The 15,104-nt window shown below is 70.8% G+C and carries 11 protein-coding genes and 1 pseudogene; 1 reads left to right on the forward strand and 11 read right to left on the reverse strand.

The genetic code is table 11. The features are described 5' to 3' along the window. Positions 1-1,789, reverse strand: a 1,789-nt coding sequence (locus tag ACIRU3_RS40565) for an APC family permease (RefSeq protein ID WP_404067912.1), incomplete at its 3' end; no start/stop codon positions are given. Between the two features lie 209 nt (positions 1,790-1,998). On the opposite strand from ACIRU3_RS40565, the gene ACIRU3_RS40570 reads away from it, so the two are divergent. Beyond that, the gene (locus tag ACIRU3_RS40570) at positions 1,999-2,520 is read left to right on the forward strand and encodes a hypothetical protein (RefSeq protein WP_404067914.1); all 522 of its coding nucleotides are present in this window, start codon (positions 1,999-2,001) and stop codon (positions 2,518-2,520) included. A 6-nt stretch (positions 2,521-2,526) separates the two neighbouring features. Here ACIRU3_RS40570 and ACIRU3_RS40575 read toward each other — a convergent pair whose 3' ends face one another. The 10 genes and pseudogenes from ACIRU3_RS40575 to ACIRU3_RS40620 form a co-directional block, all read right to left on the reverse strand. Continuing rightward, positions 2,527-4,440: an NAD-binding protein gene (locus tag ACIRU3_RS40575; RefSeq protein ID WP_404067917.1), complete on the reverse strand. Its 1,914-nt coding sequence runs from the start codon at positions 4,438-4,440 to the stop codon at positions 2,527-2,529. A 126-nt stretch (positions 4,441-4,566) separates the two neighbouring features. After that, on the reverse strand, positions 4,567-5,271 hold the full coding sequence (locus tag ACIRU3_RS40580; RefSeq protein WP_404068050.1) for a DUF4118 domain-containing protein: 705 nt from the start codon (positions 5,269-5,271) through the stop codon (positions 4,567-4,569). A gap of 98 nt (positions 5,272-5,369) precedes the next feature. Beyond that, complete coding sequence (locus ACIRU3_RS40585) at positions 5,370-7,865, reverse strand: ATP-binding protein (RefSeq protein WP_404067920.1); 2,496 nt, start codon at positions 7,863-7,865, stop codon at positions 5,370-5,372. Positions 7,866-8,124: 259 nt separating this feature from the next. After that, positions 8,125-8,382: pseudogene (locus ACIRU3_RS40590) on the reverse strand (IS5/IS1182 family transposase); the annotation flags it as partial. Between the two features lie 498 nt (positions 8,383-8,880). Continuing rightward, positions 8,881-9,840: a sporulation-delaying protein SdpB family protein gene (locus tag ACIRU3_RS40595; protein WP_404067923.1), complete on the reverse strand. Its 960-nt coding sequence runs from the start codon at positions 9,838-9,840 to the stop codon at positions 8,881-8,883. After that, complete coding sequence (locus ACIRU3_RS40600) at positions 9,840-10,439, reverse strand: SdpA family antimicrobial peptide system protein (protein ID WP_404067925.1); 600 nt, start codon at positions 10,437-10,439, stop codon at positions 9,840-9,842. Before ACIRU3_RS40600 ends, ACIRU3_RS40595 begins: the two co-directional genes overlap by 1 nt. Positions 10,440-10,522: 83 nt before the next feature. After that, positions 10,523-11,197, reverse strand: a complete 675-nt coding sequence (locus ACIRU3_RS40605; RefSeq protein ID WP_404067928.1) for a sporulation delaying protein family toxin — start codon at positions 11,195-11,197, stop codon at positions 10,523-10,525. Positions 11,198-11,383: 186 nt separating this feature from the next. After that, a complete protein-coding gene (locus tag ACIRU3_RS40610) occupies positions 11,384-12,385 on the reverse strand; it encodes a DUF1648 domain-containing protein (protein ID WP_404067931.1) in 1,002 nt (333 codons plus the stop codon). After that, positions 12,382-12,729 carry a GntR family transcriptional regulator gene (locus ACIRU3_RS40615; protein WP_404067934.1) on the reverse strand — a complete coding sequence of 116 codons (348 nt, stop codon included), beginning with the start codon at positions 12,727-12,729 and terminating at the stop codon, positions 12,382-12,384. The genes ACIRU3_RS40610 and ACIRU3_RS40615 overlap by 4 nt, the downstream gene beginning before the upstream one ends. Before the next feature lie 306 nt (positions 12,730-13,035). Beyond that, positions 13,036-14,544, reverse strand: coding sequence for a hypothetical protein (locus ACIRU3_RS40620; protein ID WP_404067936.1), 1,509 nt, complete (start codon positions 14,542-14,544; stop codon positions 13,036-13,038). Positions 14,545-15,104: the final 560 nt, after the last annotated feature.

Consider the following 15,104-nt stretch of genomic DNA (forward strand, 5'->3'; position numbering starts at 1 on the left):
CGGCGTGCGCAACGACCGCGCCCCGCTGGTTCTGCAGCAGCCGCTGCCACAGCCGCTCCGGCTCCGTCTCCGGGATCAGCACAGTGACCCGGGTGCCGGGCTCGGCGGCGGCCACCTCACGCACGTACGCGGCGATCGGGCGGCCCAGGCTGCGCCGCTCGCACGCCAGCCGCACCAGCTCCACCCCCGGGCCCCATTCCACCCACGCGCGTTCCAGGGCGTGCAGCTGAGCCCTGTCCTCGGGATCCGGGTAGCACACGGTCACCGCACGGACCTCGTCGCCCAGCGAGGCCGCCGCCGTGAGGGCCTCCGACGTCAGCCGGGAGAGCGAGGAGACGGGCACGATCACCAAGGAGCGCTCGCGGTGCGGGGCCTCCGGTATGCGACCGAGCCCGAGCCGCTCGCCGATCCGGCCGTAGGCGCGGTGCACGATCTCGAAGGCGACCACGAGCAGCGGCAGAGTGATCACGATCAGCCAGGCGCCCTCCTCGAACTTGCTCGCGGTGACGACCACGGTCGAGACACCGGTGAGGACCGCACCGAAGCCGTTCAGCAGCGCCTTCCCGCGCCAGCCCCGGCCCCGCTCCTGGCGCCAGTGCCGGACCATGCCCACCTGGGCGATCGTGAAGCCGACGAACACCCCGATCGCGAACAGCGGCACCAGGGTGTTGGCGTCCCCGCCCGAGAAGACCAGCAGCGCGGCCGAGACGACCGCCAGCGCGAGGACACCGTGGCGGTGCACCTGACGGTCGGCCTTCAGGGCGAACACGTGCGGCGCGTAGTTGTCGCGGGCGAGGAGCTTCAGCAGGACCGGAAGGCCGCCGAAGGAGGTGTTCGCGGACAGCGCCAGCAGGATCATCGTCGCGAACTGGATCACGTAGAAAGCCCAGTTGTGGCCCAGGGAGGCGTCCGCCAGTTGGGCCAGGACCGTGACGCCCTCGACCGGCTGCAGGTGGAAGCGGCCGATCAACACCGACAGGCCGATCAGCATCAGGCCGAGCACGGCACCGAGCGCGACCTCCGCGCGCTGTGCCCGCTTCACGCGCGGGAGCCGGAAGGAGGGGACGGCATTGGCGATGGCCTCCACGCCCGTCAGCGCGGCACAGCCGGAGGCAAAAGCTTTCAGCAGAAGCAGCGCCCCCACGGTGGAGGCGTTGTCCGTGACGACCGAGGCGTGCCCGGCCGCCGTCACCGTACTCACGGGGTGGGAACGGAACAGACCGACGGCGATGAGGACGAAGATGGAGCCGATGAAGACGGCCGTCGGCAGGATGAACGCTTTCGCCGACTCCACGATGCCGCGCAGGTTGACCCCCGTGATCAGCGCCAGCACCGCCAGGCACAGCCACAGCCGATCGCCGTACAGGGACGGGAAGGCGGAGGTCAGGGCCGCCACGCCCGCCGTCACCGCGACCGCGACGTTGAGGACGTAGTCCAGCACCAGCGAGGCGGCGGCCACCAGGCTCGCCCGCGCGCCCAGGTGCGTCTTCGCCACGGCATAGGAGCCGCCGCCGTCCGGGAAGGCCGCAATCACCTGCCGATACGACGCCACCAACACCGCCAGCAGCGCGGCGATGGCCAGGGTGACCGGCATCGTGAAGCCCAGTCCGTGCGCTCCCGCGGCGGCCAGGACGAGGACGATGGCCTCGGGGCCGTAGGCCACCGACGCCATCGCGTCCAGCGACAGCGCGGCGAGCCCGGTGACGGCGGTCAGACGGTGGCGTTCACCGGTATCAGGCGGCTCCTCGCCTGCGGGAACGGCATCCGGCTCGGTGGTCAGGACGGACATGGGTGCGTGCTCCTTCTTCCCTCAGTCGCGCACCAAGGTCGAAGCGCGCGGGTGCACCCAGGTTCTGACCGATTCCTGCCGCATCCGACCGTTCCTTGCGGCATCTTCGCGCCCAAACGGCAGACCTTGACGGGACCTTGACGGGCATCTCCGTCAGAGCCGTAGCAAGGTCAGCCGATCCGCTTCCCCAGGTCAGTACCGTCGACGCCATGGGACGCCCTGATGCATCAGGTGAGGCGGCGAACAACCTGGAATGGATGCAGGAGTTGTGGAGCGCCGTCCGCTGCGCCGGCGTGCTGCTCTCCCTGCTTCTCCTGGTCGACTGGGGCTCCGGTCGGATCGCCCTGTGGCGCACCGTACTGTGGTTCGCTCTCGCCGGGCTGCTCTTCGTCGTGCTGTATCCCGCCCGGGTGTCCGCCGGCGGGAACTGGCTGGCCTCGCGCCGGCTGGTGCGAGAGCAGCGGGTGCGGACGGACCTGCTGGTGTCGGTCCGTTGTCTGGACGGCATCTCGCCACGGCTCCTGCTGCGGGACGCCCTGGGGGGCCGCGTCGAGATCGACCCCGAGGTCCTGGTGCGCAACCCGCAGCTGTGGTTGCGCCTGGACGAGGGCGCGGGGAAGGCGGCGGCCGACGGCCTGCTGCTGTGCGGCCAGGCCGCGCTGCGCCGTCTCTCGGCCCGCATGGACCGCGAGACGGCGCGGGCCGTGTTCAAGGCGTCCGGACTGGACTAGGACGACTCAGTCCCTGCGGTTTGCCGGATGCGGTTGTACGCCTGTCATGAGGATGTCCAACCCGCGCCGCGTAGTCGCCAGGACCACCCGGTCACCGGCACGCAGCACCCGGCCCTGCGACGGACGCCAGTCGAAGCCGGACCGGCTCGCACGCAGGCCGGTGAGGGTGTCCATGGAGGAGACCTGCACCGCAGTACCCACGGCCCCGACGGCGAGCACGCGCCACTCGTTCTCCCGGAACGCCTTGTGCACCGAGCGGCCCTCCAGTTCCGGGTGCCCGGCCACGTCCACGCAGGTGAAGAGCAGCGAGCCCCGCTCCACGGGCATCACGCCGAGCACATGACGGCCCATCATGGCGGCGGCGAAGGACGGGGCGGCCAGTGCCGAAACGCTTCGGCTGCGGGTCAGCGCATCCGGATAGGAGGCGCGCAGGGTTCGCTGGACGGTCGCCGCCAGGTCATCATCGTAAAGCCGCATGACCACACGCACCGCGGGGTTGGTCTCGCGGGCAGCCATGACGATGTCCAGGTTCTGGCCGTCGTCACGGGTCAGAACGAGCAGCGAGCGGCTGTGCCGGACCCGGGCCAGGTCGAGCACGCCTGGGGCGGTGGCGTCCTGGAGGATCAGTGGTACGCCGAGTTCGCGGGCGAGCGCGACGCCGCGCGCCTGCGTATCGCGTTCTATCACCACGACCTGGTGGTCGGTGGTGCGCAGCCGGGCGAGCACCCGGGTGCCGATCTTGCCGAGGCCGACGAGGACGATGTGGTCCCTCGTGCCCTCCTCGGGTGGATGGCTTGCGGAGGCGGCGCGGAAGGCTTCGGTGGCGTTCAGCGTGGCGGCCACGACGAGCGGCAGCACGGCCAGGCCCACGAAACCGGCAATGAGCTGGAGGATGCGGCGGGCCACCGGCTCGTCGGTTGCCGGGTCGCCCATCGTGAAGATGTCCAGCATCGGCAGGTACAGGTTCTTCCACCACGGGTGCTCGTCCGCGAACAGCGCCGTGGCGGCCGCCAGGGCCAGCACCATCGCTCCGAGCGCGCCGAAGACGGCGGTGACCTCGCGGGAGAGGAACACCTTCCACGGCAGTTGCGCGAGCCGCGCCCGCACCCACGCGCCGGTACGACCGCGCCGACTGCGGTGGGCCGGTTCGGGTGCGTGGTGGTGGGTGACCTCCTCCAGCATCAGCCGGCCGTGCGTGAACTGGCGGTGGTAGGCGGTCCGGGTGTCCGGCAGCAGCTGGGTGCCGTCCTCGCCGGGCGTCTCCGGGCTGTCCTGGCTCGCCGGGTCGTCCTGGTGGGCACCGGAGAGGACGGCGAGGGTGGCCAGGTCTGTGGTCGGCGAGGGCGTCCCCGCCGGGCGGACGACACCGCGAAAGACTTTGTCCTCGACCTGGAGGGTGTGGCCGTGGCCGACGGCGGCGGCCGCCACAAGTTCGGGCACGGCGGTGTCGGCGTCCGACAGCACCGTGGTGGAGGTGTCCTGCGCCGGATCCTCGGACAGGCCGGCGGCACGGTCCAGCAACCGCTCCAGGTGGCGGCCGCGCTCGCGGTGGAACATCCGCACCACCAGCCGCATGGACGGGTTGAGCGTGCGGGCCAGCAGCGCGGCGGTCATGTTGACCTGGTCGTCTCGGTAGGTGAGGGCGAGCGCGGCGGCCCGCTCGACACCCGCGGCCCGCAGGGTCCGCTCGTCCGGGCGCGCGGACACGAGCAACTCGACCGGCGACCGCGGGTCCTCGTGCAGCGCGGCGATCTGTGCGCCGTACTCGTCGTCCCGGGACGGCACCACCACAGTGACCACCTCGCCGCACACCGCGTCCAGTGCGAGGGCGAGCCGGTGCGCGAGTCCGTCGTCACCGCAGATCACCATGTGCTGGGAGCGCTGACCAAGTTCCGACCGTAGATGGAGAGTTGACGTCACACCGGAAAGGAACGGCGGGAGGCGCGACGTCGTTCCACCGGACGGCCGGTCCGGCGTCAGGATCGCGTCAGGGAATCCGCCGTGCCTGGCTCCACCATCCCCGCGCTGGTCCCGCGATGTCTGGCATCACCAGCCCCGCACCGGCCCCGACGTGTCCAACGTGGCCCCCGTCTGGTCGGCCAGAGTCACCGCAACCAGCCTGGCCTGGAGCGGCGGTACGGGCCTCGGGCCAGGCGTGAGCATGAAGCGGCCGAGGTAGCGGCCGTTGCCGTAGGCCCGCAGTTCGATCTCGCCATCGGGCCAGCCGTCGGTGTCCGGATTCCAGGTGCGCCGGCCCACCGTCACGCTGCCGTCCTTCTCCAGGCGCGGCGGCCGGCCCAGGAGCGTGCCGTACTCGAAGCGGCAGGCGCGCAGGCCGAGCAGCTCGGTCAGCTCACCGCGGACGTGGTCGACCACGGTGTCCGCCGAGTTGGCGGACTGGACGAGATCGGCCGTGCGGTGGATGCGCGCCAGGTGCGCCGCGTCCGTCACCGTCATGACCTCCAGCCGACGGGCGCGGGCCGCGAGTTGGGAGACGATCAGGCCGACGACCAGTAGCAGCACCGCCGTCTCGATGTCCGCCGAGGCATTGATGTCGAAGGTCTCGTACGGCCGGGTGAGGAAGAAGTCGAACCACGCCGCAGCCGACAGCGCGGCGACCACGCCCGCCGTACGGCTGCCCAGAGCGGCCACCGCGACGACCACCACGACGAGGATGAGGGCGGCGTTCGTGTGCGACAGGCTCGTACGGAACGGGACGAGCGCGAGGGCCACCAGGAACGGGGCGGCCATGCCGGCCGTCAGGGCGAGCCGGTCGCGCAGCGGCCAGGGTCGTGGCGTGCGGGTCCCTCGCCTGCGATGCAGCTTCCAGGTGTCGGGCACTGTGCTCATCACGAACCTCCTACGCTCTGCTCGGTCGGTTCGGCACCCACCGTCTGTACTGCGAACCGCAGCGACACCACCATCGTGAGGCCGCCGCCGGGGGTGTCCTCGGGGGTGATGGTGCCGTTCATCGCCTCGGTCAGGCCGCGGGCGAGGGCGAGTCCGAGGCCGAGGCCGGTGGTGTTGTCGGTGTCGCCGAGCCGCTGGAACGGCTCGAAGAGCCGATCCCGGCCGTCGGCGGGCAGACCAGGACCCCGGTCCACGACCCGCAGCTCCACCCGGCCCGCCAAAGCGCTGGCGGTGACCAGCACCCTCCGGCCGGGCGGGGTGTGCCGGGCGGCGTTGGAGGCGAGGTTGGCGATCACCCGCTCCAGCAGCGGCGGGTCGGCCAGCACCGCCGGGATCGCCTCCACGTCCGCCACCTCCACGCCGGGTACATCCACCAGCGCCATCGGCAGCACCTCCTCCAGGGAGGTGGCGCGCAGGTTCAGGGTGAGGGCGCCCGCCTCCAGGCGGCTGAGGTCGAGGAGGTTCTCGACCAGGCGGTTGAGCTTGGCCATGGACTCGTCGGCGGTGGCGAGGAGTTCCTCGCGGTCGGCGGCGGAGAACTCGACCTCGCTGCTGCGCAGGGAGGTGACCGCGGCCCACCCGGCAGCGAGCGGGGTGCGCAGGTCGTGGCCGACGGCCCGCAACAGCGCCGTACGCAGCCGGTCGGCGGCCTTGACGGGCTCGACCTCTGCCGCCGCCTCGGCCAGCCGGGCCCGCTCCACCGCGGAGCCGACGTGCGCGGCGAACGCGGCCAGCACCCGCCGCTCCGGCGACGACAGCGTGCGGCCACGCAGCGCGAGGTGGGCTCCGGGCCCCGCCGGAACGGCCGTCACCCCGGCCGCATCGGGCGGCTCGTCCACCAGGTCCGCCGACTCCATCCCGAAAGTCTCGCGCGTCCGCTCCAGCAGCGCCGGGATCGTCGCTTCTCCGCGCACGATGCTGCCGGCCAGGGACGACATGGTCTCCGCCTCGGCCGTCGCGCGGGCGGAGCGGCGCGACAGGCGCAGGGACCGGTCCACGACCGCGGCGACGGTGGCCGCCACGACCGCGAACACCGTCAGGGCCACCAGTCCGTTCGGATCGCCCAGCGTGAACTGTCCTATGGGCGGGATGAACCAGTAGTTGAGCAGCAGGGACGCCGTGATCGACGCGATCACCGCCGAGGTGACCCCGCCTATGCAGGCCACGCCCACCACGGCGAGCAGGAACAGCAGCGCCTCGCTGGTCAGGTTCAGCGTGCCCCGTAGCTGGGCGAGGACGGCGGTGAGCAGCACGGGCAGAACCAGCCCAGCCACCGGGCCGGCGATCAGCCGGGCCGTCGACAGCGTGCGGCGTCGAGAGGGCAGCAGGGTGCCGCGCCCGGCCCGCTCGTGGGTGACGCGGTGGACGTCGATGTCGCCGGACAGCTCGGTGACGGTCTCGCCGGTGCCCGGCCCGGTCAGGAACCGCGCCAGCCGCCCGCGGCGGCTCGTACCGAGCACCAGCTGGGTGGCGTTCTCGGCGCGGGCGAACTCCACCAGGGCGGTGGCCACGTCGTCGCCGACGATCGAGTGGTAACTGCCGCCGAGATCCTCGACCAGCCGGCGCTGCCGGGCCAGCGAGGCGTGCGAGACACCGGCGGCCAGGCCGTCGCTGCGGGCCACGTGCACGGCGAGCAGGTCGCCCCCGGCGGAGCGGGCGGCGATCCGTGCGGCCCGCCGGATCAGCGTGTCCCCCTCGGGCCCGCCGGTGAGCGCGACGACCACCCGTTCGCGGGTCTCCCACACCCGGCCGATGCCGTGCCGGATGCGGTACTCCTGCAGCGCCTCGTCGACCCGGTCGGCCACCCACAGCAGCGCCAGCTGGCGCAGCGCGGTCAGGTTGCCGGGCCGGAAGTAGTTGGCGAGGGCCGCGTCGATCTTCTCTGGCGCGTAGATATTGCCGTGCGCCATGCGCCGACGCAGCCCCTCCGGGGGCATGTCGACCAGTTCCACCTGGTGGGCGCGGCGGACGATGTCGTCGGGCACCGTCTCGTGCTGGGGCACGTGCGTGATCTTCTCGACCACGTCGTTGAGGGACTCCAGGTGCTGGATGTTCAGCGCGGTGATCACGTCGATGCCGGCCGCGAGGAGTTCCTCGATGTCCTGCCACCGCTTGGCATTGCGGCCGTCGCCGGGAACGTTGCTGTGGGCGAATTCGTCCACGATCGCCACCTGCGGCCGACGGGCAACGACCGCGGCCAGGTCCATCTCCTCGAACCGTCCGCCGCGGTAGGTGCAGGGCGCCCGGGAGACGATCTCCAGGCCGTCGAGCATCCCCTCCGTGTGCGGGCGCCCGTGGCACTCCGCGAACCCCACCACCACGTCCGCCCCGCGCGAGGCGCGGCGCCGCGCCTCGTCGAGCATCCGGTAGGTCTTGCCGACTCCCGGGGCCGCCCCGAGGTAGACCTTCAGTCGTCCGGGCCGTACGTCACTCATCGCCGCCGACGCACTCCGCTCACTGATCCAACTCCCCTGCGCAGAAGGGTTCCTCTCCCTAAGAAAGCCACTTCGCGGGGCGGTCGGCGCGAGTGTTAGCGGTTCCTTGGCGTCGACCGGGGTGACCTTGACACTGTCTTGACGTGACCTGGGCCGATAGGGTGAGGGCAGGTGTGCCGGGAAGTCTGCTGACAGACGCCTGAAGCCTGTTCCAGAAGGCCGCGGGCGGGCGTGTCGCGACACTGCGCGGACTCGTCGATCATGTGGCGAGGGCGCGGTTGTGAATGCGGGCGACGGCCTGGACGGCGTGTTGCTGCACGCGGGCATGGACCGTGCGGTGCTTCGCGGTTTCCTCCTCCTCACCCCTCAGCAGCGGCCGCCCGGGGCGTTTGCGGTGCGGGACGATCAGGCCAGTATTCAGGTAGGCACCGTCGCCAAGCACCGTCACTCCCTCACAATGCCCGGCCAGACAGGAAGCCCTCCGGGCATGCGCGTCCGCAGTGGTACCTGTCAGCGGGGCGGGCCGCTCCCACCACCACCGTCAGGCCGACCGCACACCGGCCGGGACCCGGCCTGGTGGTCGGGCGGGCGCCGTGCGATGTCTTGGTCGGCTCGGTTGTCTGCCAGGTCCGACGCCCGGCCGCACACTTCAGCCTCTTTGCAGGCCTGTGCGGGGACGAAGTCGAAGTTGAACCGGGTCCACAGCGAGTGACACCCGTCTCCGGCGTTGGACAACGTGCCGTTCACCACGAGTTCGCGGGAGGGAACAGAACCGTTGCCTTCGAGCCACCGCTCTCCCGAGGCGGTCGCCGTCCGATATCGCGCAGACTAGGGGACGGTGCCCGTCGTCGGGGCAGCCATGGCGGCGGTCGTACCGATAAGTACCGAGCCGATGGCGGCCGCTGCGACGACTCCCGTGCGTAGGTGCATCAGATGACCTCTTCCGTTGATGTCGGTGATGTCGGTGGCGTGGCCGCCAAGCGCGCCCCGCTCGGTCGGCACCCGGTGGGCCGGGTCAGGCTGGGACGGCGGGGCTCTCCGGCTCCGGGGTCTCGGACGGCGTGCCGGAGGTCCGGGTGCGGAACCACAGCAGAGACCGCACCAGTCCGGCGATGTCGGGGTCGTGGCCGAGTGGCGCCAGCAGGAGGAACAGGCCGGCCCACATGGCCAGGGCGAAGCTCCATAGGCCCATGACGACTGCGATGCCGAGATGGAACAGGACGCCGGCCGGCAACAGCATCCAGCGCACTCTCTGGGGGAGCAGCAGCGCTGCCGCCAGGGAGAGTTCGAGGAACAGGGGAGCCCAGGTCATGACGGCGACGCCGACCGGGTTCTGGACGACGACGTTCAGGAGCGGGCGCAGCCAGTGCGCGGCGCCGAAGTCGTAGTTGTTGATCCAGTAGTACAACGCGGTTCCGTCGGCCCACTCCGCGTGCGGCAACTTGGCCACGCAGGCCTGGAAGTACACGAGGGACATCTGCAGTCGGGCCACGACCAGCGCACTGGTGCCCAGCAGGGCGAGGTACCGGCGACGCCCGGACGGCGGTGGCTGGGACGGCTGTTGTGTCTGCCAGTGCCACTTGCGCCTGTCGCCGAGCGCGACCATCGCGATCAGAAGGCTGAGCAGCCAGGAGATCTGGTCGCCGCCGTCGGGGATGGCTATTCCGGTGAACACGCTGAAGCTGATGTAGGCGTGGGGGACGGCCGTCAGTGCCGGCCGCCATCCGCTGGCCACGAGGAGCAGGACGAGGCAGCACAGCCAGCGGACGATGTCGTAGTCCTGGGCCGGTACGAGGCACCACGCGCCCGCTCCGCCCACGCCTTGGCACAGCGGGTACTTCCCGACCGTGGCGACCTCCCGGAAGAGGGTGGCGGAGTCGCTGCACGCGAGGGTTCCGAGCGTGCCCAGGGCGAGCAGGGTCCTCGCCCAGCCGTATCCGGCGGTCCAGGGGGAAGGAATCGTGTGACGACGCATCAGCACGTCACCTTCAACACCATGGCGCGTTCCACCGAGTGGCTGTCAGGGACCAGGTCGCGCCATGCCCAGGGAGTGGGGCGTTCCTGGAGCAGGCCGACGGTCCCGCACAGGGTGGGTTCGGGAGAGACGTTCTTGATCGTCCGGGCCGGGCTTCCGAACGCCGTGAGGCACTTCTCCCGCCCCTCCGTGCACGGACGCCAGTCCTTCACCTGGGCGGCGGAGAGAACCATGGCGATTTCCACGCCCTGAGCCCGGGAAACCCGATCGAGTCCGAAAAAGTTTCGCGCCGATGAATGCGGCCCGAGAGCCAGCGAGTGCCACCCGTCGGATTGTTTACCGTAGGGTCGGATTTCGGGATCGCGGGCAGACTTGGTGAAAAAGGCCCAGCCTTGCGGTGCCATATTCACCACGGTGTGCCGGACACTTTTCTGGGCCGGCAGGGTGATGGTGTTCGTGGGCAGCTGTTCCTGGGCCACGTAAAGAATGAGCACCGACCAGACGACGCATGTGATCGCGATGGCTCGCCTGGAAAGGGTGACGGTCTGGTCGCTGGTTCGCGAGAAATTCTCGCGCATGCGGCGGATTGAGTTCTTCATGGTGTTCCCGGCCTGCCCGCCGAGTGGCGGGCGCCCTGCCGAGGGGGTGGAACGTCTGCAGCCGCTCCACCCCCTCGCAGTGCTCAGGCGGCCTTGAGCGCCCCCGTCACCTGGGCCACGGCCTCGTCGCGGGACAGCTGCGAGCCGTCACCCGTGGTGGGTTCGGCACTCCAGAACCAGTTCTTGCCCTTGACGAAGTTCGCGCCCACGGCGACCGTCACCGTGACGACCGCACCGGCCGCCGTCAGCACCGCGGCCACGTGGACCACGGCGGCGGCGACCGCGACGGTCACGCCGCACTTCTGGCCGACCTCCACGGGGGTGGCAGCCTTGTCTCCCTTGTGCGCCACGGCCAGAAGCATGTTCTGAGCGTCCGTCACGGCCTGCTCGACCTGACGCGGGTCACCGCTGCGCGCCTTCGCGCTCAGCTTGGCGAAGAAGCCCGTCGACCGCTTGTTGATCAGGCCGATGACGGCGTTCGCCGCACGGACCTGGTCGCGGGAGTTGTTGTCAATGTGCTTGCGCGCGTCGGCGAAGAGCTCGAGCCCGGCCAGCTGCTCACCCACCTTGCCCTGGCCGAAGAAGAGCCCGCGGAAGACGTTCTCCCCGTCCTTCTTCGCCGAGGTGGCCGAGGCCGCGGCAGCCGATGCGGGTGCCTTCGTGGCCGTGTCGGCGGTCGCGGCGGGTGCTGCCGCGACAGATATCGCGGCAGCGGTGAGCCCCGCGACGGCGAGTATTCCGCGCTGTTTGATATTCAATTGATTCCCCTCGTTTCGGATGAGCCGCATCGAGAGGTTCTGGGCGTGTGGTCAGCACACTCCTCCCCCGGTGCGTGATCTCTTCTCGAGAGGTGATCTTGGCATGTTTTCTCGCACACGTCGAATCTGCGTGCCACGACTCACATGGAATATATAATTCCTCCATGTCAAGTCATATCGAGCGCGTTAAAAAGAGCGGCTGAGCGCGTTCAGTAGAGCCGCCCCACGCTCCGCGTCGTCGATACTGACCGCGAATTCCGTCCCATTTTTCAGGGTGCGAATGACGAGGCATTCTCCGCTCCGCAGCATGACCGTGGTGCCGAGACCGCTGAGCCGGTAACCCCAGCCTCCGACCTGTGCGGGGGTGCGGTCCTCGGCGCGGGCCGACTCGATGTCCTCGGCCGGCCAGCGCCGGGCGGGCCAGCCCAGCGGCCCGAACGCCACTTCCAGGCCGCGCTCCGATGCGCGTGCCTGCACGGTGGCACAGCCGGCCAAGGCCAGGGACGTGAACGCGAACGGGATGAACACCGCCCACAGCGGACCGGCCGCTGCGAGACCGCCGACCACAGCGACGAGGGCCGCCACCGCCACCAGGCCGGCCACCGCCGCCAGCAGGTGGAGCCATGGGTTGGTGATGCGGGAGAGCCACACCAGGCGCTGCCCGCGAGGGATCTGCAGGACCGGGCCGGAAAAATCCTGCGGGGCGGGCGGGGAGGAGGCCGCCGCGCGCGAACTCACCAGCCACCCGACGACTCCAGCAGCTGCGGCCGCCGCAGTGAGGGTCACGATGATCCACGCTGTCGGCTGGCGAGCCTGGTGCCAGTCCGAGTGGTCCAGGTTCGCGCGGACGACGGACGCCTGCGCGCCGCCGAGGAGGATGCCCCCCGACAGCAGGGCGGCGGCGGTCCACGCTCGCGTCGTCCTGCGCGCGGGGTCCCCGGCCCGCCCCTGGGCCACGAACACGATCGCGGCCAGGGCCAGCCAGATCAGGGCCGGAAAGAGGGATGCCGCCCAGAGGGGCATGGACCCGTCCGGAGTGTCCCGCCCGGACCCCCAGTGGGTGGCCAAGCGGTCCGGCAGTCGTCCGCGGGCGGCCCAGGGCAGGGCGGCGATCAGCCCGGCCGTACCCACTGTCCACACCCCGGCACCCCAGCGCGCACCGCGCTCGGTCCTTGTGCCGTCGTTCACGCTATCCCCCTGATCATCTCGATGAGATCGGCCCTGCTGTAGCCCAGTCGCGCCGCCTCGGTCACCAGCACGTGCACCTGGTTCAGAAGTCCGGAGCGCTCGTCGGCACCTTCCGCCACGGTCACGCCCCGGCCTCTGCGGAACTCCAGCAGTCCGTCGTCCCGGAGGCTGCGCAGCCCCCTGAGGACGGTGTTGACGTTGACGTCCAGCGCCTGGGAGAGGTCGCGTGCCGACGGCAGGCGGTCTCCCGGCCGGCACTCGCCCTCGGCGATGGCGCGCCGGATGGCCCCTGCCACCTGCTCGTGCAGGGGGCGGGTGTCCCTCTTGTCCAAACGCAGCAACATGGTGCTACTGACGATAGCACCATGCGCTTTAAATGGAGAGGGGTCAGCCCGGGTAAGGAGACGGGTCGTGTGGCGGGGAAGCAACTCGTGCAGCGATCGACAGCAACCGTAGGATCACGGGCTGCCGGCTGTTGCAGCCGCTGAACTCGCCGCTGAGGTAAGCCCGTTGTGGCGCGGGCGGCATCAGGGCGCGCGTCGCAGCTGCGTGAGTGGGCCTTGGGCGTCGGCGCGAAGCATCGACTCGTGTTCACCCAGCTCCTGGCCACGCTCGTTCATCACGCCCGTGATCCACTCTCGGTACACGCCCTAACGAAACTCGGCCAGGCGGGGCCGCAGTCCGAGCAAGGTCAGCAGGGCGGCGGCTCCCAGCAACCCTCCCGCCCACGGCAGCAGGCCGCTCACCGCCGACCGGCCCGCGCCGACGGAGGACGTGAAGTGGGAACGGTTGATGCCCGTCAGTTTGTCCAGGGCGACCATCCATGCCCCGAAGTGCGCGTTGGACGTGCCCGGCTCCCAGCCCATGCAGAACTCGACCGCCTCTTGCTCCTTGCCGGCCGCGAGCAGAGCGCGGATCTTCCGGTCGTCGCGCTGGTATACGGCGTACGTGTCCACTGTCTTCTCCGCCGCGGCCCGCTCACCAGGGAAGGTGATGTTGTCCAGCTCGCGGCGGAACTCGCCGGTGAAGCGCAGATCATGGTGGTCGGCCTCGTACGCCTGCCAGGTGGCGGCCAGTTCCGAGTCGTACGTCGACAGCGTGGCACCCTTCAGGCCGTACAGCTGCTGCGACTTGGTCAGGAACGATTCCTCGTACTGCCCGCGGCGCTGCGGGTCGAGCAGGTAGCGGCTCTCGTCGGCGTTGGCATCGAAGGCGATGGCCCTCGCCCGGGAGAGCGCGACGACGGAGTCGAAGGCGTCGTGCCGGGCCACGCGCAGGTGGTCGGCGGAGGCAGAGAGCATCTGTGAGCCGAGGACCACCGCGAGCAGCGTACAGACGGTGGCGGCCAGCACCCCGGGGGTGAGGATGCGCCGGAAGCGACGGGCCAGGTACCACTGCAGGAGGCCGAGCACGGCCAGCAGCAGTACGCCGAGGACGAGGACGATGGCGAGCTGCGCGGAGAGAGCGGAGCGGGCCGAGGCGTACTCGGCGTCGAAGGCAGCGTTGTTCGAGGACACCAAGGTGCGGGCGGCGGGCAGGAGTTGGGAGCGCAGCAGGTCGGTCGCCCGGCGGTAGTCGGCGAGCGCGGCCGTCTTGCCGCCGCGGTGACCGTCGTTCTCCAGGGCCCGTCCGATCAGCTCCTGGTACTCGGCGAAGTCGTCGGTCAGTGACTCGACCGTCTTCTCGTCGGTCGGGCTGCCCTGCGCCGCGACGGCGAGGGTGCGCAGATCGTGGCCGATCTCGCGCCGGGCGTCGCCGTAGAAGCCGACAGCCTTCGTGTACGGCGTCTGCAGGCGCCCCTTCCCCGCATCACCGCTCGACAGCAGGATGTTGGCGGCCTGGGCGTCCATGTCGTTCAGGGCCAGGTTGAGGTCGGCGGCGCTGGTGGTGCGGGGCGCGTCGCGGTCGGCCACGCTGCTCCAGGTGCCCAGGGCGGCGAGCCCGGCCACCAGCAGGAGCACGGCGAGAGCAACGGTGAGCAGGACCGTGGCCGCACGCAGAAGGCGCAGCCGCGCGGGCACGGTGGCCCAGTAGCGGCGGCGCAGAGCGGCCCGCGCAGCCTCGGTCTGCCGCCACAGGTGCAGCCCCGAACCCGGTCCGGCCGTCCGCGAACCCTCTCGCTGCCGTGGTCCGGGGCTGCCCCCGGGCTGGGCGACCACCGCTCTTCGTGGCGCTGCGCCTTCCTCTGTCCGAGGATCCTGCGCCGATCCGGCCGTGAGAGTCACGGTCCCTCCAACGTCACGCCACGGACGGTCGCCCGCCCCCCGTTGGTGATCAGTCTGCGACCGGATCCGGCCACCGACGGCTCTCGTTGACGGGTCCCTGATGGTTCTTCAGCTCTGTTTGACGGCACTTTGACGGCGTCGGTGTCCGGGCCGTATGGGTGCCGCAAATTCCCTGCCGAGCAGGGCGGTCGTGCCAGGGAACGGGGCTAGATTCGCTGTCGGCCGCCAACGGGAGCCGCGGACGTCAGCGGCCCCCACGACTCCGGAGTCCCACTCCGAAGCGGCGCGAAGGCGGTCCGGTGCGTGTCCGAGGGACAGGCACCCGCGCGCGACGTCTGTCGTCGTCCCATCGCCGGCGTCCGTGCGCCACCGTGCGGTGCCGGGGCCCCGGCCCCGCACGGCCCCCAGGGCCCGGTCCCCGTCACCCCAACAGAAACCACAGTGTCCAATCATAACCCAGCCCCCCCGAAACCCCCACCCGCACGCCCCCCGCG

Source organism: Streptomyces sp. NPDC101151 (assembly GCF_044768335.1).
GTDB lineage: Bacteria > Actinomycetota > Actinomycetes > Streptomycetales > Streptomycetaceae > Streptomyces.

Bases quoted from the DNA above. Each gene is read 5' to 3' on its own strand.
- ACIRU3_RS40570 (WP_404067914.1), top strand. From the start codon at position 1,999: ATGGGACGCCCTGATGCATCAGGTGAGGCGGCGAACAACCTGGAATGG.
- ACIRU3_RS40580 (WP_404068050.1), bottom strand. From the start codon at position 5,271: ATGGCCGCCCCGTTCCTGGTGGCCCTCGCGCTCGTCCCGTTCCGTACG.
- ACIRU3_RS40585 (WP_404067920.1), bottom strand. From the start codon at position 7,865: ATGAGTGACGTACGGCCCGGACGACTGAAGGTCTACCTCGGGGCGGCC.
- ACIRU3_RS40595 (WP_404067923.1), bottom strand. From the start codon at position 9,840: ATGCGTCGTCACACGATTCCTTCCCCCTGGACCGCCGGATACGGCTGG.
- ACIRU3_RS40600 (WP_404067925.1), bottom strand. From the start codon at position 10,439: ATGAAGAACTCAATCCGCCGCATGCGCGAGAATTTCTCGCGAACCAGC.
- ACIRU3_RS40615 (WP_404067934.1), bottom strand. From the start codon at position 12,729: ATGTTGCTGCGTTTGGACAAGAGGGACACCCGCCCCCTGCACGAGCAG.